At 70.5% G+C, this 21,478-nt stretch carries 17 protein-coding genes and 4 pseudogenes; 9 read left to right on the forward strand and 12 right to left on the reverse strand.

Annotated features, from left to right (window positions below; genetic code table 11):
• Positions 1-50: 50 nt before the first annotated feature.
• The gene (locus tag ACZ3KP_RS28415) at positions 51-935 is read right to left on the reverse strand and encodes a helix-turn-helix domain-containing protein (protein ID WP_467502716.1); all 885 of its coding nucleotides are present in this window, start codon (positions 933-935) and stop codon (positions 51-53) included.
• Positions 936-1,039: 104 nt separating this feature from the next.
• Complete coding sequence (locus ACZ3KP_RS28420) at positions 1,040-1,876, reverse strand: alpha/beta fold hydrolase (RefSeq protein ID WP_467502717.1); 837 nt, start codon at positions 1,874-1,876, stop codon at positions 1,040-1,042.
• A gap of 698 nt (positions 1,877-2,574) precedes the next feature.
• Between ACZ3KP_RS28420 and ACZ3KP_RS28425 the strand changes: the two are divergent.
• Positions 2,575-2,694: pseudogene (locus ACZ3KP_RS28425) on the forward strand (ROK family protein); the annotation flags it as partial.
• 121 nt (positions 2,695-2,815) lie between these two features.
• Here ACZ3KP_RS28425 and ACZ3KP_RS28430 read toward each other — a convergent pair.
• Positions 2,816-4,846 (reverse strand): NPCBM/NEW2 domain-containing protein, encoded by a 2,031-nt coding sequence (locus tag ACZ3KP_RS28430; RefSeq protein WP_467502719.1) that lies wholly within the window; start codon positions 4,844-4,846, stop codon positions 2,816-2,818.
• Between the two features lie 729 nt (positions 4,847-5,575).
• Here ACZ3KP_RS28430 and ACZ3KP_RS28435 point away from each other — a divergent pair.
• The gene (locus tag ACZ3KP_RS28435; RefSeq protein ID WP_467502721.1) at positions 5,576-6,220 is read left to right on the forward strand and encodes a dihydrofolate reductase family protein; all 645 of its coding nucleotides are present in this window, start codon (positions 5,576-5,578) and stop codon (positions 6,218-6,220) included.
• A 138-nt stretch (positions 6,221-6,358) separates the two neighbouring features.
• On the opposite strand, the pseudogene ACZ3KP_RS28440 reads toward ACZ3KP_RS28435, so the two are convergent.
• Positions 6,359-6,835, reverse strand: a pseudogene (locus ACZ3KP_RS28440) (creatininase family protein); the annotation flags it as partial.
• Positions 6,836-6,961: 126 nt separating this feature from the next.
• Positions 6,962-8,029 carry an alpha/beta fold hydrolase gene (locus ACZ3KP_RS28445; protein WP_467502723.1) on the reverse strand — a complete coding sequence of 356 codons (1,068 nt, stop codon included), beginning with the start codon at positions 8,027-8,029 and terminating at the stop codon, positions 6,962-6,964.
• A 566-nt stretch (positions 8,030-8,595) separates the two neighbouring features.
• On the opposite strand from ACZ3KP_RS28445, the gene ACZ3KP_RS28450 reads away from it, so the two are divergent.
• Complete coding sequence (locus ACZ3KP_RS28450) at positions 8,596-10,038, forward strand: aldehyde dehydrogenase (RefSeq protein WP_467502725.1); 1,443 nt, start codon at positions 8,596-8,598, stop codon at positions 10,036-10,038.
• A gap of 111 nt (positions 10,039-10,149) precedes the next feature.
• On the opposite strand, the pseudogene ACZ3KP_RS28455 reads toward ACZ3KP_RS28450, so the two are convergent.
• A pseudogene (locus ACZ3KP_RS28455) lies at positions 10,150-10,245 on the reverse strand (NADPH-dependent F420 reductase); the annotation flags it as partial.
• Here ACZ3KP_RS28455 and ACZ3KP_RS28460 point away from each other — a divergent pair.
• From ACZ3KP_RS28460 to ACZ3KP_RS28470, 3 genes and pseudogenes are all read left to right on the forward strand, one after another.
• Positions 10,240-10,383: pseudogene (locus tag ACZ3KP_RS28460) on the forward strand (LysR family transcriptional regulator); the annotation flags it as partial. The pseudogenes ACZ3KP_RS28455 and ACZ3KP_RS28460 overlap by 6 nt on opposite strands.
• A 165-nt stretch (positions 10,384-10,548) precedes the next feature.
• The gene (locus ACZ3KP_RS28465) at positions 10,549-10,743 is read left to right on the forward strand and encodes a hypothetical protein (RefSeq protein ID WP_467502726.1); all 195 of its coding nucleotides are present in this window, start codon (positions 10,549-10,551) and stop codon (positions 10,741-10,743) included.
• Positions 10,744-10,917: 174 nt separating this feature from the next.
• Positions 10,918-11,655 carry a phosphotransferase gene (locus ACZ3KP_RS28470; protein WP_467502727.1) on the forward strand — a complete coding sequence of 246 codons (738 nt, stop codon included), beginning with the start codon at positions 10,918-10,920 and terminating at the stop codon, positions 11,653-11,655.
• Between the two features lie 79 nt (positions 11,656-11,734).
• Here the strand turns inward: ACZ3KP_RS28470 and ACZ3KP_RS28475 are convergent, their stop codons facing one another.
• Positions 11,735-12,439, reverse strand: coding sequence for a TetR/AcrR family transcriptional regulator C-terminal domain-containing protein (locus ACZ3KP_RS28475; RefSeq protein ID WP_467502729.1), 705 nt, complete (start codon positions 12,437-12,439; stop codon positions 11,735-11,737).
• A gap of 109 nt (positions 12,440-12,548) precedes the next feature.
• Here ACZ3KP_RS28475 and ACZ3KP_RS28480 point away from each other — a divergent pair, with 109 nt between their 5' ends.
• Together ACZ3KP_RS28480 and ACZ3KP_RS28485 are read left to right on the forward strand one after the other, a co-directional pair.
• The gene (locus ACZ3KP_RS28480; RefSeq protein ID WP_467502731.1) at positions 12,549-13,691 is read left to right on the forward strand and encodes an FAD-dependent oxidoreductase; all 1,143 of its coding nucleotides are present in this window, start codon (positions 12,549-12,551) and stop codon (positions 13,689-13,691) included.
• 104 nt (positions 13,692-13,795) lie between these two features.
• The gene (locus ACZ3KP_RS28485) at positions 13,796-14,956 is read left to right on the forward strand and encodes a GDSL-type esterase/lipase family protein (protein ID WP_467502733.1); all 1,161 of its coding nucleotides are present in this window, start codon (positions 13,796-13,798) and stop codon (positions 14,954-14,956) included.
• 33 nt (positions 14,957-14,989) lie between these two features.
• Here ACZ3KP_RS28485 and ACZ3KP_RS28490 read toward each other — a convergent pair whose 3' ends face one another.
• Positions 14,990-15,589: a TetR/AcrR family transcriptional regulator gene (locus ACZ3KP_RS28490; RefSeq protein ID WP_467502734.1), complete on the reverse strand. Its 600-nt coding sequence runs from the start codon at positions 15,587-15,589 to the stop codon at positions 14,990-14,992.
• Between the two features lie 102 nt (positions 15,590-15,691).
• On the opposite strand from ACZ3KP_RS28490, the gene ACZ3KP_RS28495 reads away from it, so the two are divergent.
• Positions 15,692-16,855 carry an epoxide hydrolase family protein gene (locus ACZ3KP_RS28495; RefSeq protein ID WP_467502735.1) on the forward strand — a complete coding sequence of 388 codons (1,164 nt, stop codon included), beginning with the start codon at positions 15,692-15,694 and terminating at the stop codon, positions 16,853-16,855.
• Positions 16,856-16,928: 73 nt separating this feature from the next.
• On the opposite strand, the gene ACZ3KP_RS28500 is transcribed toward ACZ3KP_RS28495, so the two are convergent.
• The 4 genes from ACZ3KP_RS28500 to ACZ3KP_RS28515 form a co-directional block, all read right to left on the reverse strand.
• Positions 16,929-17,522: a YdeI/OmpD-associated family protein gene (locus tag ACZ3KP_RS28500; protein ID WP_467502737.1), complete on the reverse strand. Its 594-nt coding sequence runs from the start codon at positions 17,520-17,522 to the stop codon at positions 16,929-16,931.
• A gap of 311 nt (positions 17,523-17,833) precedes the next feature.
• On the reverse strand, positions 17,834-18,706 hold the full coding sequence (locus ACZ3KP_RS28505) for an SCO2400 family protein (RefSeq protein ID WP_467502739.1): 873 nt from the start codon (positions 18,704-18,706) through the stop codon (positions 17,834-17,836).
• Between the two features lie 186 nt (positions 18,707-18,892).
• Positions 18,893-19,960 carry a LacI family DNA-binding transcriptional regulator gene (locus ACZ3KP_RS28510; protein ID WP_467502740.1) on the reverse strand — a complete coding sequence of 356 codons (1,068 nt, stop codon included), beginning with the start codon at positions 19,958-19,960 and terminating at the stop codon, positions 18,893-18,895.
• Positions 19,961-20,116: 156 nt separating this feature from the next.
• Positions 20,117-20,920, reverse strand: a complete 804-nt coding sequence (locus tag ACZ3KP_RS28515; protein ID WP_467502741.1) for a class I SAM-dependent methyltransferase — start codon at positions 20,918-20,920, stop codon at positions 20,117-20,119.
• Positions 20,921-21,478 lie beyond the last annotated feature (558 nt).

Below are 21,478 nucleotides of genomic sequence, written 5' to 3' on the forward strand. Positions count from 1 at the left end.
TCTATACAGTCAATGAGGTGAGGCGATTCGAGCGGGCAAGGTGTGCGGGTTCAGCCGCGCGGCGCGGTGTCCCGCGCCCGGCGCGGTTCCGCCCGCCCGGGGGTCCACGAGGTGAGGATGCGCAGGGCGTCGTGGGAGGGGGTGCCGGTCTCGGCGGTGAGGACCATCAGCCGCTGTCCGGAGCCGTCGGCACCGTTCCAGGTGTCGCAGTCGAGGGTGAGGTCGCTGACCAGGGGGTGCCGGTACTGCTTGGTCCCGTAGGTCGCGCTGTTGACGCGGTGCTCTGCCCACCAGGTGCGGAAGTCCGCGTCCCGCGCGGACAGTTCGGCGACCAGGCCGTCCAGCTCCGGGTCGTCGGGGTCGGCGGCGGCCGCCATGCGCAGGGCGGCGACAGCGTCCCGGGCGTCGTGGCTCCACTCCCGATGCATCTCCCGGATCTCCGGGTCGGTGAACATCAGACGCAGGTAGTTGCGCCGGTCGGCCGGGATCCCGGCGAAGTCGGTGTAGAGGGCGACGGCGGCCTGGTTCCAGGCCAGGATGTCCAGGCGACGGCCGAGGACCAGCGCGGGCGTCCCGTTCAGCTGGTCGAGCAGGCGGCGCATGGCGGGCCGCACCTGCTGGACGGGCCGGCGGCGGCGCGGGCGGTCGTCTGTGCGTCCCGCGAGTTCGTAGAGGTAGCTCTGCTGGTCGTCGTCGAGGCGCAGGGCGCGGACCAGGGTGGCGAGGACGGGCGCGGAGGCGCGGACCCGGCCCTGTTCGAGCCGGATGTAGTAGTCCACGCTGATCGCGGCGAGCCGGGCGACCTCCTCGCGGCGCAGCCCGGCAACCCGGCGCGGGGCGTCCGCCTCGGGCAGACCGCAGTCCTCCGGATCCAGTTGAGCCCGGCGCGCCTTGAGGAACTTCCCGAGCGCACGGGGGTCGGTGTGTGAGGTCATGGCGTCCATTCTCCCGTGCTCCGCGCACCCGTGAGGTGTGCCGTGCGGTGTCCGTGGCAGCTCCCGGAGCGGCGGAGCGTCCGCCCCGCCGCCCTCCGGGCGGGTCAGCGCACGGTGGCGTGGGCGGCCCGCTCGATCACACCGGCCACCAGGCGGGGGTGGGAGACGGCGACCGAGTGGGACGCGGCGACCTCGGTGGTGCGGGCGTGAGCCCGCTTGGCCATGAAACGCTGCACGGCCGCGGGGATGTTGAGATCGCGGGTGGTGACGATGTCCCAGCTGGGGATGGTCTTCCAGGCGGCGCTGGTGGCCTTCTCCGCCAGGGCGGACTGGGCGATGGGCCGCTGCTCGGCGGCCATCAGTGCGGCCTGGCCGGCGGGCACGTCGGCGGCGAACTGGTGGCGGAACTTGTCCTGCTGAATGTACAGGTCGGTGGCGGTGGAGCCGTCGGCCTGCCGGTAGGTGACCGGGTCGAGGGCGTCCGGGAGGGTGGAGCCGGGGTACTTGCCGGTGAGCTCCAGGGCGCTTTCCCCGGGGGCCGGCAGGAAGGCCGCGACGTAGACCAGGGCTTTGACGTCGGGGTCGCCGGTGGCGGCCTCGGTGATGACGTTGCCGCCGTAGGAGTGGCCGACGAGGATCTTCGGGCCCTTGACATGGTCGAGGACCGTGCGCAGGGCGGCGGCGTCGGAGGACGGGCCGCGCAGCGGGTTGGCCGCGGCGACGACCGGGTATCCGTCGGCGCGCAGTGCGGTGATGACGCCGTTCCAGCTGGAGCCGTCGGCGAAGGCGCCGTGCTCCAGGACGATCGTGGGCTTGGTGTGGCTGTTCGCCCGGGCGCTGTTCGTCGCGCCGTTGGCGGTCCCGCCCACGGCGAACGCGCCCAGGGCCAGACCCGCCGCGCCCGTCACCAGCCGCTTGCGCCCACTCTTGATGCTAGCCATGACAAAACCCTCACCGTTCCGCGAATACGGTCGAAAAAGTCCGGGAGGGTGAGAGGCTCGACCGGGCCAGCGTCACCGCCCTGACGGGTGATTAACTTGTCATGCCCCTCGTCACCTGTCAAGGTGGTGACGAAAGGTGGGGTGGGTGCCGAACGCCGACGCGGCCGGGAGGGGCGGTGCCCTCCCGGCCGCTTGCGGTGGAGCCGGAGACATGTGTGCCCGGGGCCCCGCCCTCGCGTGGCTTTGTTCACGAGTCGTGGTTCTGGTCCAACTTCTGTGGACCGGTGACGCTCGGTACCGACGGGGGTGTCGGTAGGACGGTTGACGATGCCGGTCGTGGCAGATCGCAGTCCGGTTCTCCGGATCATCACCTCGGCGGCGCGGGAGTCCCTGAAGCCGCTCGGCCTGGCCCAGCGTGGGCGGTCGCGGCTGTGGATTGATGATCACGGGTGGTGGCTGGGAATCGGGGAATTCACCCCGCCGCGCACTGCCGGCAGCGGTCTGGGCGTCGGTGCGATGTGGCTGTGGCACGACGTGGGCCACCTAGCCTTCCACGTGGACGCAGTCCGGGTCGGCTCCGAGCTGTTCCGCACCGAGGACCAGTTCACGCCGCTGGCGCTCGAACTCAGCCGACAGGCGGCTGCGAACGTGACCGCGCTGAGGGAGAAGTTCCCAGACTGCCGAGCGTCGCCCGCGACGCCATCCTGTCCTTCGTGCAACGCCTGGAGATCACGCCCGCCCAGATGGGCACGGACGCCGGGCCGGTGGGAGCGGCCGCGGCCGCGCTCGCCAGGCGGGCGGACGCGGCCACGGTCTAGAGGCGCTGCCGGAGGCGTTGGCGGCAGGAACGTTTCAGGCGGGCTGCCGACTTCCCTCCTCGGGTGTCGGCAGCTCACCTGCTCCTCAGGTGTCGCCAGGTCACCTGTTGTTCTGCCGGTGTCAGCAGCTCACCTGTGCGTTCGCCCAGTCGGCGTGGTCGGAGTCGATGCCGTCCCCGCCGTCGGTGACGACGAGCCGGACCACCTGAGCGCCCCTCACGTCCGCGGTGAGCGGCTGGGCGGGCATCGCGTTGGTCAGGACGCCGGTCGAGGCGACCTTCGTGCCGTCGGCCCAGATTTCGAAGGCGACGGTGCCGTTGGCGCCCTTCTCGTCGTCGACCCCTACGTCCGCGGTGACCGTCTCGCAGGATCGGCCGGTGTAGTACTCGACCGCGCTCTCCGCGTGGACGCCGAGGCCCTTGGCGTACACCACCCCGCCGATGGTGATCGGGTGTCCGTCGCCCGCGGCGCTCTCCCCGTTGCTGGTGTTGCGCTCGACCGGTCCGTAGCCGTTGGTGGCCGAAAGCCACGGCAGGTCGCCGAGCCCGGAGGTTCCGGACGGCGGCGGGACGACGACGGACACGCTCAGCGGCAGGGTCTCCTGGGCACGCAGCCCGGTCGGCGAGCGGTAACTCACCCTCAGCGTCAGGTCGTACGACCCCGTCGGTGTCCCCTGCGGAGCGGTGACCGTCCACCTGGTGCTCAGGGAGCGGCCGGTGGGCAGCACGGCGGCGGTCCTGCGCGAGGCCGCGCGCAGCGTCCACCCGTCGGGGCCGGTGAGCGAGACCGAGACCCGGACGGCCGGCGTGCGACCCCAGTCGGTGACGACGGAGGTGAGCGTGGCCGCTGTGCCCGCCTCGACCAACGGGCTGCCGTTCAGGCCCAGTTCGACGGCCGGCGGGTGGGTGGCCCAGGAGCGGTCGGCCGAGACGCGCAGCAGCGCCGTGCCGTGCGCGGGCACGGTCGCCGAGATCGTGCCCGCGGTGTTGTAGCTGCTGTGCCGCCACAGGTCGCGCAGGGTGTAGGCGCGGGCGCCGGACAGGCCGACGGCCTGTGCGGTGGTGGAGATGTGCTGGGCGGTGCCAGTCTCGTTGAAGAGGGCGACCGCGCGGGTGCCGTCCTTCATCTCCTTGGCCACGACCCAGCGGCCACCCTCCGAGGAGACGACCCTTCCCTGCTTGCCCAGCGGGTCCTGGTCGACGGCGATGACCTCCTTGTTGTCGAGGATGTCGAAGGTCGCCGGGGTGGCCTTGCGCAGGTCCGAGCCGATGAGCAGCGGGGCTGCCATGATCGACCACATGGAGAAGTGGCTGCGGTACTCGGTGTCGGTCATGCCGCCGTTGCCCACCTCCAGCATGTCGGGGTCGTTCCAGTGGCCCGGGCCGGCGTACGGGGCGAGCGGCAGGTTCTGCTTCAGAATGCCGAGCATCGAGCCCCAGTTGTCACTGATGTCGCCCGTGGTGCGCCACAGGTGACCGACGTCGGCGGCCCACTCCCACGGTTTGTTCTCGCCCCACTCGCAGATGCTGTAGACGATCGGCCGCCCGGTCGCCCTGAGGGCGTCGCGCATGGTGGTGTAGCGCGACTTGGCGTCCACGCCTTGGTTGTTGCAGTTGTCGTACTTGACGTAGTCGACGCCCCAGTCGGCGAACTGCCGGGCGTCGCTGTACTCGTGGCCGAGCGCGCCCGGGAAGCCGGCGCTGTTGCACGTCTTCGTGCCCGCGCTGGTGTAGATGCCCAGCTTCAGGCCCTTGGAGTGCACGTAGTCCGCGACGGCCTTGATCCCGTTCGGAAACCGGACCGGGTCCGGGACGAGCCGCCCGTCCGCGTCACGGTTCGGCAGGGCCCAGCAGTCGTCGAGGTTGACGTACTGGTAGCCCGCGTCCTTCAGGCCCTTGTCGACGAACAGGTCCGCAATCCCCTTGACCATGGACTCGTTGAACTCGGCGCGGCAGTGCGTGGAGTTCCAGTTGTTGAACCCCATGGGCGGGGTGAGGGCGAGGCCGTCGGCGAGGGTGGGCGCCGCGGGCCGGGCGACGGGTGCGGCGACGGCCGGTGCGGCGAGACCGGCGGTGCACAGCAGCCCGGCCGTGAGCGCTCCGACGAATCTCCGGCGCGATGTGCGGGTGTGGCGGGTGTGCGGGTGACGCATCGTTACGTTCCTCCGAACACACAAAGGTGGGATGACGTCATGTTCCCGTCATAGTTGCGCGTTTACGTTAGGACGTGTCGGAGCGTGTTGGAAGAGGAGCGGTCGTGTGGGATTGTGCCATTGGTTCAGTCCAAGAGTCGGCGGTCATCGGAGGTCCCGCCGAAGCCGCCTGCCGCATGCTTGACCCCGGCCCGGGTCCGGCAGTTGATCGGGGCATGAAGAAGCGCAGCATGATAGCCAACGCCTCCCTCGCCGCCGGGTTCGTCGTCGCGGCGATCAGCCCCACGCACACCGGGGACCACCACGTCCTCGGCGATCACAGCCCGTGCTCGGTGACCTCAGCGTCGACGACACCGTGGGCACGGTCACGGACACCATCGGCAAGGACAGCCTCTCCGACGCGGGCAGGACCCTCGGGTAGGCCCTGGCGGCACGGTGCCGGAGGAAGCGGCGCGCGCCGCCGCCGAGGGCCGGCCGAGCGCCGCCGTGCCCACGACGAGCTGCAGACCTGCAAGTGCAGCGGGAGCCTATAGCGCTCTCACCTGCCTCCTCGCGTGACCTTTGCACCTCTTTACCTGGAGTTCGGGCCGATGCGCCTGTTCGGACACCCGCCAGAGGAACCGCGGCGCCCTCCGAAGTCCCAGTGTCGATCCGGCCGTGTCCCGTTCGACGTCATGATGTGCGGCGCCTCGCCACACAGTGACGCGACAGGACCTGACGAGGAAACACGTGGATCAACTGCTGAGAGTGATGAATTTCAACGTCTCGGGTGACGGGATCGGTGCCGGTGAGCACCAGAGTTTCAAGCGACCGTTCGGCCTCGACCATCCCGAGAGGCTGTTCGCCTGGGCCGGAGCCACGGCGAGCTGGCCCATGCGCACGGATCCCGGCGGGAGCCGGGGCCTCGACGACTACTTCACGCGAGACTTCGCACGCAACATCGGCGCCGAGATCATGGGCCGCAACAAGTTCGGGCCCCAGCGCGGACCCTGGCCAGACGACGAGTGGCGCGGCTGGTGGGGGGAGGAGCCCCCCTTCCACACCCCGGTGTTCGTCATGACCCACCACACGCGTCCGTCGTTCACGCTCTGCGACACCACGTTCCACTTCGTCGACGGCGACCCGGCCACGGTCCTCGAACGGGCGCGGGAAGCGGCACAGGGCAAGGATGTCCGGCTCGGCGGCGGGATCACCACCATCCGGCAGTTCCTCGACGCCGATCTCGTGGACACCATGCATGTGGCGGTCTCGCCGGTAAAGCTCGGGTCCGGGCTACGACTCTGGGAGTCCCCCGATGAGCTGCTTGACCGCTTCCACCTGGAGGTCGTGCCCAGCCCGAGCGGCGTGACGCACCACCTGTTCTGGCGAAGGTGACGCAAGGACCCACTCGAGGCCGGCTGAAAAGGCTGGTCAGGCACTCGACGGCCCGCGGCCCTCACGGGCTGCGGGGCGTCCCACGAAGTGACGTCATTTCTCGCGAACATCACGGCCCCGCAGACCGCCCATCGACGCTCAAACCGATGGACGAACGCTGCTGCTTGAAGTGAACGAAGCCACTCGCGCCTTCTCGGGGCGTCGGCAAGGGTGCTGGCCGCAGTTGTGCCCACGGATCCTTGAGGATGATCTCCGCCTGCGCGCAGCTGGACAGCATTCGTTCGCGCCGAAGTAGCCGTCGAACGTGATCGGCATCGACAGCTCCGCGGTCAGTTGCGTCGTGAGGGCGTTGAGGGCGGTCATGTTGCCGCCGTGCCCGTTGGTGATCAGGATGCGGGAGAGACCCGCTCGGACCATGGAACGGCACAGGGCGCGCAGGAGCGCGTGCAGGGTGGGAGGGCTGATCGAGAGGGTGCCGCCGAAGGTCTTGTGGTGCTCGGTGAGTCCCGTGGCGATCGACGGGGTCACCATCACACCGGTCTGCTCGGCGGCCGGCAGTGCCGTCCGGTGGTACACCGCCGCGGCCAGCAGGTCGCCGCCACCGGTGGGCAGGTGCGGACCGTGCTGTCAGGTGACTCCGGCGGGCAGCAGCACCACCGCGTCGCATGTCGCCAGGGTGCGCGGTTCGGCAGCTGTCAGCCGGCTCCGCACGACTTCGCCCAACCGGGTCTCCACAGGCTCTCAGAGACGGTCGGCGTCGACCACGGCCTGGGCGAAGGTGGTGGGTGCCTCCTGTGGCAGGTTGTGGCCGATGTTCGCCACGGTCCGGTGCTGGTACGGGCCGGTGAAGTGGTCGCGGTAGGCGGCGCCGTCGCCGGGCGGGGTGAAGGGGTCGAGGGCTGCGTCGAGGGTGACCGTGGGGACGTGGATCGGGGGCTGGGCCGCGAGCTGCTTCTCGTAGCGGTCGTAGCGGCGGTCGCCCTCGATCAGGCCGATGCGCCAGCGGTAGTTGTAGAGGACGATGGCGGCGTAGTCGGGGTTCTTGAAGGCCTGGGCGGTGCGCGCGAAGGTGGCGTCGTCGAAGTTCCAGTTCGGCGAGACGAGCGTCCACACGTAGCGGCACAGCGCGATGCGCTGGTCCTCGTTCTCCATCGCCTTCTTGCCGCGGTCGCTGGCGAAGTACCACTGGTACCACCAGTTGTGCTCCACGGCCGGGGCGGCGGGTTCCAGCTGGGCCTTCACGTTGGTGATCAGGTAGCCGCTGGTGGAGACGAGCGCCTTGACGCGCTCCGGCCACAGGGCGGCGATGATGTCCGCGGTGCGCGAGCCCCAGTCGAAGCCGGCGAGGACCGCCTGGTGGATCTTGAGGGCGTCCATGAAGGCGATGATGTCCAGCGCGATGGCCGACTGCTCGGCGTTGCGCGGGGTGTGCCCGGACAGGAAGCGGGTGCTGCCGTGGCCGCGCAGGTACGGGACGAGGACGCGGTAGCCCTGGTCGGCGAGGAGCGGCCCGACGTCGACGAAGCTGTGGATGTCATAGGGCCAGCCGTGCAGCAGGAGGACCACCGGGCCGTGTGCGGGGCCCGCCTCGGCGTACCCGATGTCCAGGACGCCCGCCTTCACGTGCTTGAGCGAGCTGAACTCCGTATGGGTGCCGGGCGTGATGGTGGGCACCGTGGGAGCGGGAGAACCGCCTTCGGTGGGCTTCGAGGTGGCAGCGGACGCGCCGGTCTGGAGGCCGGACAGCGAGACCGCGGCGGCGCCGGTGCCCAGGCCGACGGCCTTGCTGAAGGTGCGCCTGTTGATCATGTGAGTCCCTCTCGTGCGTTTCCGGTGACCGGCCCGCGCCCGGGATGTCTCCCGCTCGCTTCGGCAAGTGGGATCACCGCACGGCTCATTGGTGTGATACGACCCTCGCACAACGCTCGTCACCTGTCAAACCGGTGACGGTTGGTGGGGCCGGGTGTGCGGGCCCCTGAGGAACGTGTCCACCATCGTGTCGGCCGCCTGCGCCGGACTCAGGTGTGACTGGGTGCGCGGAGCGAGGGTCACCAGCTCGACGGGCAGCGCTCCCGCCCACCGGCCGGCTGCGGTTGGCGGCGACCACGTTCTCGACGCACTGGTGCAGTGCGACGGGTGCGGGTGCCGCCCGCAGTTGCACGTCCGCGATGGCTCGCTGGATCGGTGGCGAGTATGCGTGCGCGCCGTTGGGGCGGTGGCCAGGTTGCGTGCGGCGTCGACTCGCGTGGCGAAAGAGTAGTCAGCAGCCTCAGTGAGGCCTATGAGTGTTGTAGTGCTGCGACTGTGTGCATCTAGTGTATGTAACTGCTACATTTAAGTGACGGTTTGGCTTGATGGACGGAAAAGGAACGCGCGTGATCATCTATGACCGGCTTTTCATCGGAGGCTCCTGGACCGAGCCGAGCGCCCCCCAACTGCTCGACATCACCTCGCCGCACGACAGGTCGGTGGTCGGCCGCGCCGCCCAGGCCCGGCCCGCGGACATCGACCGTGCGGTGGCCGCGGCGCGGGCCTCTTTCGAGACCGGTGAGTGGCGTCTCACCCCGCCCGCACAGCGGATCGCGGCCCTGCGCAGGTTCAACGCGCTCCGTGAGGAGAACGCCGAGAGGATCGCGCATCTGATCTCCCTGGAGAACGGCTCGGCCGGCTGGTTCACCCGCGCCGGACAGCCCGGGCTGACCCGGCAGGCCAACGCCTATCTCAAGGCGGCGGAGGAGTTCGGCTGGGAGGAGGCCCTGGCGCCCTCTGACCCGGCGTCCCCGGTGCGGAGCGTGGTGCGCCGGGAGGCGATCGGCGTCGTGGCCGCGGTGATCCCGTGGAACTCGCCGTTCTCCTCCGCCACCTCGAAGATCATCCCCGCCCTGGTCGCGGGCAACTCCGTGGTCCTCAAGGTGTCCCCGGAGAACTCGCTGAGCATGGGCTTTCTGGCCGAGCTGCTGGAGCGGGTCGGCCTGCCCGAGGGCGTGATCAGCGTGCTGCCCGCCGACCGGGAGACCAGCGAGCACCTGATCTCGCACCCACAGGTCGACAAGATCGCCTTCACCGGGTCGACGCGGGCCGGCCGCCGTATCGCCGCCATCGCGGGCGAGCAGCTTAAGCGGGTCAGTCTGGAGCTGGGCGGCAAGTCCGCGGCGATCATCCTGCCGGACGCCGACATCGAGAAGGCGGTCACGGGCCTGAAGTTCGGCTCCCTGCTCAACAACGGCGAGTCCTGCATCGCGCAGACCCGCATCCTGGCCCCGCGCGAGCGGTACGAGCAGGTCGTGACGGCGCTGAAGGAACTGGTCGAGTCGCTGAAGGTGGGCGATCCGGACGACCCCGACACCTTCATCGGCCCGATGATCCGCCCCGACCAGCAGCAGCGCGTACGCGACTACATCCGGCTCGGCATCGACGAGGGCGCCCGCCTCGTCACCGGCGGCCCGCAGGTCCCCGAGGGACTGGAGAAGGGCAACTACGTCACGCCCACCGTCTTCGCCGACGTCGACAACTCCATGCGGATCGCCCAGGAGGAGATCTTCGGTCCGGTCCTGGTCGTCATCGCGTACGACGAAGAGGAGGACGCCGTCCGCATCGCCAACGACTCCGAGTACGGCCTTTCCGGCGGCGTCTGGTCCGCCGACGAGGAACACGCCCTGGCCGTCGCCCGCCGCGTCCGCACCGGCACCGTCACGGTCAACGGCGCCTCCGTCGCCTTCGACGGTCCCTTCGGCGGCTTCAAGGCCAGCGGCGTGGGCCGCGAGTACGGTGCGGTCGGCCTCGGCACCTACACCGAGTACAAGACCATCACCGTCTGAACCCGCCGGGCGGCGTAGCCGCGTACATGGCCGGGCTCGACGGCCGGCGCAACCCTGCAGTACCACCCATGCCACGCGCCGTCTCCGGCTGCCTCCAGCCGGCGCAGCTCGTCAGCGGGCGATCGAGATCGTGAAGGGTGTGAATCCGGCGGACCGGATGACGTGCGGTACGAACAGGATCGCGGCTTGTGCGGCCCGGGCGGCCTGGTCGTGCTCCCCCTCTCGCTCGCACTGGCGTCGGCACCGGTGTACCTGTCGTGGCATGAGCGCTACGACACCGACCGCGCCCACGCGTGGCTGCGCGGGCTGGCGCGAACCACGCCGGCCAGGTGCGGAGCGTCGTAATCGGCGCCGTCCGGCCGCTGCACCCATACGTCCACGGTCCACGCGGCCACCCCGGGTCTGGACCTCACGCTTCCGTCACCGTCTTGACTGGTGACGCCAGGAGGGGCATGCTGATAGCCGTCCAGGCGACGAACAGAGGCGCGGTCCACGAAGTGGAGAATGGTCATGAAGAAGGAACTCACCATGGACGCCGCCGCGGCGGAGCTGCGTCACGCCCGGTTCGGCCGGCTCCCCGAGCGCATCCGCTTCGACCAGATGACCCAGGAGGTGAAGGCCGCCCCCGGCGGCCCTATGGACTCGTACACCCCCGAAGGCAGCTGGAAGTACTACTCGTGCCTGGCCCTCGACCTGGGCCTCTAGCCTCCCGGGTCGGCTGCTGAACCGGCGAAGCGCGCTAGGGTCGGCGACGTGCGCATGAACCTCGAGGAGCGGGTCCGGTCGGCTTTTCCGGCAGATGTGCCTGCGACAGACAGGCCGCGGCCCGCCGCAGGGCCTCGTTCTCCTGACGGCAGTATCGACGCTTGTCGTGGACGGATGCCTGAGTCGTCCTTGCCCGGAGGTTTCGTCAATGCGGTCGTTCGTGTCGGGGAGACGGTGCGCCGTCCGGCCTCGGCCCGCACGAAGTTCGTGGGTGATCTGCTGAGGTTGCTCGAAGCCAGTGGCTGGAGTGGTGCTCCGCGGTATCTCGGTGTGGATGACGAGGGCCGTGAAGTCCTCGGTTACCTCGATGGCCATGTGGCATGGGAGCCGCAGCAACCCGCCGCTGTGTCATGCGACGAGAGTCTGGTGACGGTCGCCCGCCTCGTGCGTGAATTCCACGACCTGACGGCCGGCACCCCACTGGTCGGCGACCAAGAGGTCGTGTGTCACAACGACCTGTCGCCCAAGAACACCGTCTATCGCCTGTCCAGTGGCGAGCTTCGCCCGACGGCGTTCATCGACTGGGACCTTGCTGCGCCTGGCGCGCGGATCCACGACATCGCTCATGTCTGCTGGCAGTACCTCGATCTGGGCCCTTCGGTCACCGACGTCGGCGAGGCAGCCCGGCGCATGAGGCTGATCGTCGACAACTACGAGTTGCTGGACCGGCACCGTCTCGTGTCCACGATCTTGTGGTGGCAGGACCGGTGCTGGCGGGGCATCGACAGGCAGGCCGACGCGGGTGACGTCGCCATGGCCCGGCTCCGTGACGCAGGGGCGGTGCGGCACGTTCGGGCGGCCCATCAGTGGGTTTCCGATCACCGGGCCGCATTGGAACGCTCCGTGCGGTGAGCGCGTGGGCAAGGGCCGCAGTCGGTCGCCGGCCCCTCCTCGGCCACGCCCCCGGCTGCTGCGCGCCCCCTCGCGTTCCTCACCTCGGGGCGGGCGGTCGCGGGTCCGCGGTCGTGTTCAGGCCGTCCAGGAGCATGTCGAGGCCGGCGATGAACTGGTCGCGATCGGCATGGTCGCGCAGGTACTCGGTGGTGTGCGTCAGGAAGGGGTATTCGGCCGGGTCGAGTTCTTCCCAGCGTCGGGCGGTCCGGGCGAGGAAGTCGTCGCGGCTGACGGTCGCGTCGTGGGTGATGCGCGGGGAGATGATCTGGGCGCTGACGCCCGTGATGTAGTAGGAGATCGCGGTGGAGACCGCGAAATGCCGCTCGGCCGGCAGCCCGGTGCGTGCGACCAGGGTGCCGATGCGGTCGAGCAGGCGCAGCGCGTTCGCCAGCGTGGGCGGTGCGGAGACGTGGGACGCCGCCCACGGGTGCCGGTCAAGGGCGTCGAAGACGGCGACGGCAAGCGCGCGCAGCCCGGAGCCGGCCTCTTCCTCAGGGCTCGGGCGCGTGACGAAGGCGTGCCCGAGCACCTGATCGGCGGCCAGGGCGACCAGCTCGTCCTTGTTCGACACGTGCCAGTACAGCGCGCCGGGGCCGGTGTTCAGCTCTTTGGCCAGCAGCCGGAAGGTGAGCCCCCGCTCGCCCAGCTCGTCCAGCAGTGAGACGGCCGCGCCGACGATCAGCTCTTGGGAGAGGGCGCCGGCACGCCCCCCGGTGGGTGCTCTTCCTCGCGTCCGCTGCATGACCTCATTTTGACACACCCTGGACCGGTGTTCCATATTCCTAATGGAACGCCGGTCCATATAGACGTCGGGCACGTCCGACGCTGCGCCTGCGGAAACGAGGAAGCCCATGAACACCAGCCACCATCCGATCGCCATCGTCGGCGCCGGCCTCGGCGGCCTGACTCTCGCCCGGGTCCTGCACGTCCACGGCATACCGGCGACGGTCTACGAGGCCGATCCCTCGGAGAGGTCCCGCACGCAGGGCGGCCAACTCGACATCCACGAGGCCGACGGACAGCGCGCGCTCGCCGAGGCCGGCCTCACCGAGGAGTTCCGCGCGATCATCCACGAAGGCGCCGAGGCGTCGCGCGTGCTCGACCAGGACGGCAAGCTGCTGTTCGACGCTCCCGACGACGGCGCGGGGCGGCGTCCCGAAGTGCTCCGCGGAGACCTGCGGCGGATCCTGCTCGACTCCCTGCCCGATCAGACGGTCCGGTGGGGACACAAGGTCACCGGGGTCCGGCCCCTCGGCGACGGCCGACACGAGCTGACCTTCACCGACGGCACGACCGCGACCACCGGTCTCCTCGTCGGCGCCGACGGCGCCTGGTCGAAGGTCCGCCCACTGCTCTCCGACGCCGAACCCCGGTACACCGGCACGACGTTCATCGACATCTACTTGCACGACGCCGACGAGCGGCACCCCGCGGCGGCCGAGGCGGTCGGTGCCGGCGCGATGTACGCACTGGCTCCGGGCAAGGGGATCATCGCGCACCGCGAGGCGGGGAACGTCCTGCACACGTACGTCGAACTGAACCGCTCCGCCGAGTGGATCGCCGCCATCGACTTCACCGACGCCGCCGCCTCGACCGCCCGGATCGCGGCCGAGTTCGACGGCTGGGCCCCGGAGCTCACCGCGCTGATCACCGACGGCGAGACCGCTCCGGTCGCCCGCCCGATTCACGCACTCCCGGACGGACACCGGTGGGAGCGCGTGCCCGGAGTGACGCTCCTCGGCGATGCCGGGCACCTGATGCCACCGTCCGGTGACGGCGCAAACCTGGCGATGTTCGACGGCGCCGAACTCGGCAAGGCGATCGCCGCTCACCCCCACGACGTCGAGGCGGCTCTCACTGCCTACGAGGAGGCGCTGTTCGCCCGAACCGAACCCTTCTACGCCGAGGCGCACGCCATGCTGAACCTCATGATCGGCGACAACGCACCGTCCGGATTCCTCGACCTCTTCACCGCCGCGGACCAGGCCGAGTGACGTCGACACCCGGCAGCCGAACCGCAGCAGACGAAGAAGAGGCCGACTTGAGCACATACGGGACCGATGACGGCGTGGGCTGGGCGCCGACGTGGACCCAGGCCATGACCGACTTCCGCGGTGAGGACGACGAGCCGCCCTTCGACGACGTCACCGTCCGCATGACCGTGCCCGCCGGCATCGGTGGCAGCCGCGTCCGGGTGGAGCTGTCCCATCTCTTCGGGGACGGCGCCGTTCGGATCGCACGCGGCGCCATCGGAGTCCGGGGCCGGTTCGTCGAGGTCTCCATCGACGGGCAGTCATCGATCGAGATCCCGGCCGGCACATCGCGGTGGACCGACCCGGTCGACCTGACCGTCAGCCACGGCGACGAGATCGTCGTCGATCTGTATCTGCCCGAGTTCACGCCCTACACGTCGGCGAACGGATTCACGTTCGACCGGTCCCTGCCGGGCGACTTCGTGGGATCACGGGCGTTGCCGCGCGAAGGATCGACGCCGGCGGAGGCCGACGAATCGCGCGCATTCCCTGCCATCGACACCGACACCGACACCGACACCGACACCGAACCCGAGCCCGACGGGACTGGTTGGTCCCTGCCTCCGGGAGGTCCTTTCCTGCGTACCATCGAGGTGGCCGGAGCCGAGGTGAAGGCGGTGGTCGTATGCCTCGGGGCGTCCAGCACGGCAATGGGGTGGCCGCAGTACACCGCAGCCCTGCTTCCCGCTGACGCCGGGATCGCCGTCGTCAATCGAGGAATCGCAGGGAACCGCATCCGACGCGACGCGCCATCGGCGACTCCGTCATGGGGACGGGCCGGTTTGTCCCGGTTCGATGAGGACGTGCTCGGAACCCACGGCGTGACGCACCTGGTGATCTCCTACAACAGCAACGACTGGTGCCTTCCCGGCAGGGTGACGCCGCTGGACGAGATGCCGACCCTCGCCCAGCTGATCGACGGCTACCGAGAGCTCATCGACCGGGCCCGGACGGCAGGGCTCGCCGTGCTTCTCACCACCGTCACCCCGCTTGGCCCCGATCTCGCGGTCGACCTCGGCCGAGAAGACTTCCGCCTTGCGGTCAACGAATGGATCCGCACGTCTGGGCACGAGTTCGTCGACTTCGACGCAGCGATCCGCTCCGAAGCCGACCCTTCCCTCCTCGAAGGCGAATACGCCGCCCCCGACCACACCCATCCCAATGTCAACGGGTCGAAGCGCCTCGCACGGGTGATGGCTGAAGCTCTGGCCCGGTTGCGGCTCTGACCTGTAGGGCTTGGCTGTGGTGCGTACCGGGGGTCAGGGCTGGTCGCCCACGAGAGCGACGGCGCGCGTCTCGGGAACTCCCAGCATCAGCAGGCTCGTGATCGTCGCTGCTCGGGCGCCGAGGGTCCCGTTCGACAGGTCGCTGTCCGCGATGGCGAACACCACGCCGTAGGCGACCTGGCTCAAAATGCCCGCCGGCAGGTGCTGTGCGAACACCTCGGTGTCCTGGCCGCGTTTCACGAGGTCGGCGAGGAGCTCGTCGACCGGCCCGAGCAGACCGTGGATCGCCTCGCCGTACTCGCCACGGCGCAGCGCCAGCAGCACTCGGTACCGGTGCGCGACCGGCCAGAGGCGGGCGATGAATTCGACCCACGTCGCATCCGCTTCCGCGTCGGAGGCGTTGACTTCGGTGAGCACGGCTGTCATCTCGGCGACGGCGCGTTCCGTGAGTGTCCGCACCAGGTCGAGGCGGGAGGGGAAGTGGTCGTAGACCGTGCGACGGACGACTCCGGCGGTGGTAGCGATCTCGCCCATTCCGGCGTCGGGGTTCTCGCCCAGCACATCGAGGGCGACGTCGAGGATGCGATCGCGCGTCTCGATCATCGAGCGCACCCGGGAGGACTTGGTGGACACGGCGTCAGTATTGCACACCGGTGTACAGTGAGATTGACTGTACAGCAGTGTGCAGTGAAGAGCTGCGCTGCCCTTCGAAGCTCACGAGAAGAGAAGAAGGCCATGACCGCACCGACGCCACCCGCCTCGGCCCCCCTCCGCCCGTTCACCGTCTCGGTCCCGGAATCGGCGATCGACGACCTCAAGCAGCGACTGTCCAGAACTCGATGGCCGGATCCGGAGACTGTGGGCGACTGGTCGCAGGGGGTTCGCGTGGAGAACGCCAGATCTCTGGTCGAGCACTGGGAGCGCGGCTACGACTGGCGGCGCTTCGAGTCCGAGCTCAATCGCTTCCCCCAGTTCCTGACCGAGATCGATGGGCTGGACATCCACTTCATCCACGTCAGGTCCAAGAACCCCCACGCGATGCCGCTGATCCTCACGCACGGATGGCCGGGCTCGATCGTCGAGTTCCTGAAGCTGATCGGCCCGCTGACCGATCCGGCTTCGTTCGGAGGAGACGCCGCCGATGCGTTCGACGTCGTCGTCCCGTCGCTCCCCGGGTTCGGGTTCTCCCAGAAACCCACGGAGACCGGATGGACCGTATCGCGCATCGCACGCGCATGGGCGGAGCTGATGAAGCGACTCGGTTACACGAGATGGGCCGCGCAGGGCGGCGATTGGGGTGCCGTCGTCACCACCGCCCTCGGGGCCATGCAACCTGCGGGGCTTCTCGGAATTCATCTGAACACCCAGTACGCCTTTCCCGCACGGATCCCCGACACCCTGTCGCCCGAACAGCGCCACGCCGTGGAGACCCTCGCCCTCTACACCGGCGAACTCGGTGGGTCGAACCATCTTCAGGGCACCAAGCCGGAGACCGTCGGATTCGCCCTGGCGGACTCTCCCGCCGGCCAGGCGGCCTGGATCTACGAGAAGTTCCAGTCCAAGACCGACAACCACGGGCTCGCCGAGGACGCTCTCGGCGTCGACGACATGCTCGACGCGATATCCCTCTACTGGTTCACCAACAGCGCAGCGTCGTCCGCCCGCATCTACTGGGAGAACAGGTCGCTCACCTTCGCCGGCCCGAAGGTGACGCTTCCGGTCGCGGTGACCGTCTTCCCGAGGGACATCCCACGCGTGCCACGTAGCTGGATCGAAGACACCTACAGCAATCTGATCCACTACGGCGAGGCCGACAAGGGCGGCCACTTCGCGGCCCTGGAACAGCCCGAGATCCTGGTCAGCGAAATCCGCACCGGCCTGCGCACCCTCCGCTCCTGACACCGACGCGCAAGCTCAGCGGGCACCAGGGACCACACGTGGACGTTCACCGGCGCTCGTCCACGCCTGGTGGCTACGGGTGGAGCTTCTCGCCCTTCGCCAGCATCGCCACGTACGTCTCGATCCGGCGCGCCCGAGTCTCGGCCTTCTTGGCGTCCTGGATCCGGTACAGGATCGCGTAGCGGTTCTGCCGGTCGAGTGTCTCGAAGAACTCCGCAGCGGCCGGTTCGGCGGTCAGGGCCGCCGCGAGGTCGTCCGGCACCGTGGCCGTCTTCGCCCCGTCGTAGGCGGCCTCCCAGCGGCCGTCCGCCTTGGCGCGGTCGACCTCGGCCTGCCCCGGCGGACGCATCCGGCCCTGTTCGATCAGGGAGGTGGCCTTGTCCCGGTTGATCTTCGACCACTTGCTGCGCGGCTTGCGCGGGGTGAACCGCTGGAGCCACCACTGGTCGTCGAACCTGGCCTTCTGGCCGTCGATCCAGCCGTAGCAGAGGGCCACGTCGAGCGCCTGGGCGTAGTCCAGCGCGACGATTCCGGGGCCCTTCTTGCGAAGCTTGAGCCACACGCCGGGCGAGACGGCGTGGTTCTCGCCTAGCCATTCCTGGAACGCCTCGGCGGATTCGAACGCGACGATCTCCAAGTCCTGATTCACCCCCGCAGCGAACCACATCCGGGTGGCCGCTGTGCGCCCTTCGCGCGGCGGAACACCCACAAGCACGTCGGGGCCGCGCAGGCGCTGCGGTGGTCGGCGCCACCGGCCGGGGCAGGCCGGGGCAGGCCGGTCCGTTCCTCACGGGCCGGACGTCACGGCACCCGTCGACGCTTCCCAGCCCCGGCTCCCCCGTCATCGGCCGACCGCGGAGACTTTCGTCTCCCGCGCTCGCAGCAGACTGACACGGGAAACGCGTCGGCCGACGAGCGGGACGCCCACCATCCGTCGGCGACGCCCCGATCGCCTCTCCGGCGCCAGCGGCCTCCTCGTCAGCCGATGCAGAGGACGAGCAGGCAGAGCTGTGAGGATGAGGTCGCGGCCGGGGCGGGGTTCGCCGGCGACGCCGGTGTGCTGCCGGCGGCGGGCGCGGCCGGGGTGGGGGTGGCCGCCGGTGCCGAGGAAGCGGCGGAGGAACCGGACGTGGACGTGCCGGACGCGGTGGACGTGCCGGACCTGCCCGACGTGCCGGACGTGGTAGCGGACTGCGCCTGTGCGGCGGACGCCGTCGTGGGCCGCGCTGAGGCGGCGCTGTCCTGACGGTGTGCTCCCGCGGCCCGCGGCACACCCGTGGTCTGCTCCTGCGGTGTGTTCGCCGTGACCGGACGGGCGTCCGTCGTGCGGTCCGGGGCACGGTGCCTGCCGGTCGGGGCCGGTGTCGCGGCGGGGGGCTCGGTGGGCTCGGCGGCCTGGCCGTCCACGGCTCCCATGGGCGAGTTGTCGGGGGCGGTGGCCGCCTGCGCGCGGCTCGTGGTGTGCCCGTTCATGGAGGCGACCGTGAGACCGCCGCCGACCAGGGCGACTGCGGTGGCCACCACGGCCCGGCGCTGGTTCTTCTTCCAGCGGGCCCGCTGACGGCGCCGCGCCGCCCGGCCGAGCGACGCGTTCGCAGCGGAGGAGGCGGCGTCCGGACCGTCGTACGGTTCCTCCGTCGTCTCGCCGGTCGTCCTCTCGGTCGTCTCCTCGATGTGCGTGTCCTCGCTGTCGTGCCAGGTGTCCTCGGCACGCGACTGCCAGGCCGACGTACCGGCGGCCACCGGAGCCGCCGCGGTGCCGCGGGGAGCGATGTCCGGGGCGTACGCGCCGCATCCGGGGCACACCAGGGCGCCGTTGAGGTGCCGACGGCACAAGGTGCAGTAGTCCATCCGCGGTCTTCCTGACTCGACTGCGCCGACGGCGGGTGGGCCGCGGCCTGGTCTCGTTCGCACGTGGGATCGAACGGCCAGAACGCTAGCGAGCCTTTGGCCAGGCAGTGTGCAGCCTGTGTGGTGCTTCTGCGCAGATGCCGTCCGGACTGTGCGGACACGAACGTTTCGCGGCCTGCCGGGAGCTCAGTTCGAGGGGGCGGCGGCTTCGTCCGGCGGTGGCGCGGTCGAGGCGCGGACCACGAGGTCGACCGGTGGCCCGCTCGCCGACAGGGGGTCCGCCGCCGGGTTCTCGATGGCGTGCACCAGACGTTTCAGGCCTTCCTGCGCCACCGCGTCGAAGGGCTGACGCACCGTGGTGAGCGGGGGAGTCACATAGGCGGCGACCGGGATGTCGTCGAAGCCGACCACGCTGACGTCCTCCGGCACCCGCCGCCCCGCCTCCGCCAGGGCCCGGATCAGGCCGATCGCCATGTCGTCGTTGGCGGCGAAGACAGCGGTGACCGTGTCGTCCGCGGCGAGCGTCCGGCCCGCCGCGTACCCGGACGCGGCCGACCAGTCGCCCGTGACGACCGGGGGCACGGTCCTGCCCTGGGCGGTCAGGGCGGCCCGCCACCCCTCCAGCCGGTACCGCGCCGCGTACCAGCGCTGCGGACCGGCGAGGTGGTGGACCGTCAGGTGCCCCAGGGACAGCAGGTGCTCGGTCGCCGTGTGGGCCATCAGGTCGGCGCCGTCGCCCGCGGTCAGCACGGTGGGCGCGGTGACCGGCGGCGGCGCGCCGATCACGAGCACCGGGACGTCGACCCGCAGCGAGGTGTCCTCGCCGTCCCGCTGCTCGTCGATGGGTTCGGAGATGACGATGCCGTCCACGCCCTGGTCCAGGAGCGAGTCCACGGCGCCGGAGAGGCCCGCCGGGTCGCCCTCCACCGTGTTGACCACGCGCAGCGCGTAGCCGGTGTCCCGGACGACCCGCTCGACGCCCATGAGCAGCGAGGCGGGCCCGTACAGGGCGGTGCCGAGGGTCACCACGCCGATCGAGCGGGTGCGTCCGGACGCCAGAGCCCGGGCGGCGTTGTTGCGCCGGTAGCCGAGTTGTTCGGCGGCGTGGAGAACACGACGGCGTACGTCGTCGGAGACGTACGGCTCGTCGTTGAAGACCCGGGACACGGTCTTCTGGGAGACGCCGGCGAGCCGGGCCACGTCGACACTGCGAGGAGCGGCACCGATCCTGCCGCGTCCCGTCTCTGGTGGCATGACTTCTCCCGTGGGCGCTCGGTCGACGGCAATCATGTCACAGGCGACTCCACGCTGACTGCGCTGTCATGCGCTCGTCCGCGGGAACGGCGGCGACGGGGCCGCCCTGCCCGCCTCGGGACACTCACCCGCACGCACGGGCCTGGTCCGCCCTCATCACGACAGGGGTGAGCGCTTCCAGCCCCAGGCGGTGAGCATGCCGGCGGAGAGCGCGGCGCACTCGTCGGAGGCCAGGTAGCGGATCGCCGTGTCGACGGCCGCGTCGTCCACCAGGCCGGTGGCCACCATCGCCGACCGGCTCCGCTCCCAGGTGTCCGCCCAGAAACGGCTGAGGGGACTGCCCGGCAGCAGTGGCGGCACGTGCAGTTCGGCGGCGACCGGCAGCAGCCCGGCCCCGCGCAGCAGCCGTGGGTACGAGGGCACCCACGAGACGTCCGTGCCGATGGTCGCCCGCAGCCCCTGCCACATCGCCCGCATCGCGACGGTGTACGGCGTGTCCGGCGTTCGGTCGTTCGTCACGTCGACGGCGTCGCTGAGCACCAGCACGCCGCCGGGCTCGACCAGTTCGGCCAGCGTCGTGATCAGACGTTCGTGCTGGCCCAGGTGCATCAGCACGAACCTGGCGTGCACGAGCCGGAACCGGCCGCGGACGGCGTGCGCGGCGGTGATGTCGGTCTCCAGCACGTCGAGCCCGGGCCGCTCGGGAAGGAACCGCACGTCGCGGTCGACGGCGAGCACGCTCTCCACCCCGGCCTCGTCGAGCAGCCGGCGGGCGACCGTGCCGGTGCCGGCGCCCACGTCGAGGCAGCGCCACCCGGGGCCGGCCCCGAGCGCTCGCAGCCGTGCCATGGTGATGTCGTCGTAGGCGAGGGCCCCGAAGTCGATGCGCTCGCCCTCACCCGCCTGCTCGGGCCGGAAGACCGCCTCGCCGTAGCGTCCGCCGCCCGGGCCGCCGGTCATGCCGCCGCCGGCGTGACACGGAGGGAGTGGGGGAGGGGGAGGAGCGGGTCGTCGAAGCGTTGCATGGCCGGACCTCTTCACGCGGGGGCGGTGCCGGGCGGCCCGTCCCGGGACCGCCGCCGTTCCCTGGATCCTGCACCGCCGACCTCCCACACCCCTCAGGCGCGCCGCACCTGAGCCGATCGGGCCAACGGTCGCGTGCTCAGGTGGCTGAGCGACGGGGGCGGGCGAGCCGCGAGGGAGGTCGAGCGGTGGGGGCGGGCGATGACGGTTGCGCGGTCGGAGCGGTCGAGCCGCGAGGGCGGTCGAGGCGTGGACGCGGCCAAGCCGCCGGACGGGCAGGGGCCGAAGGGGTCGGCCGCGCTCGGCGGACGAGGGACAGCTGCGACTTCCCGCGCGCGTCCGCCCGTGCCCCGCACCCACCACTCCCGCCGTACCCCCTGCCCTCCGCGTCGGCACCCGTCCGGCGAACCGGCCCCGGCCGAGGGGACGAGGCCTCCCGGTGGGCGTCCGCCACCCGCCGGCGTGGGGAGCCGTGGCCGCGTGCGGCGGCCGGGG

This window comes from Streptomyces sp. NPDC020958 (assembly GCF_055562175.1).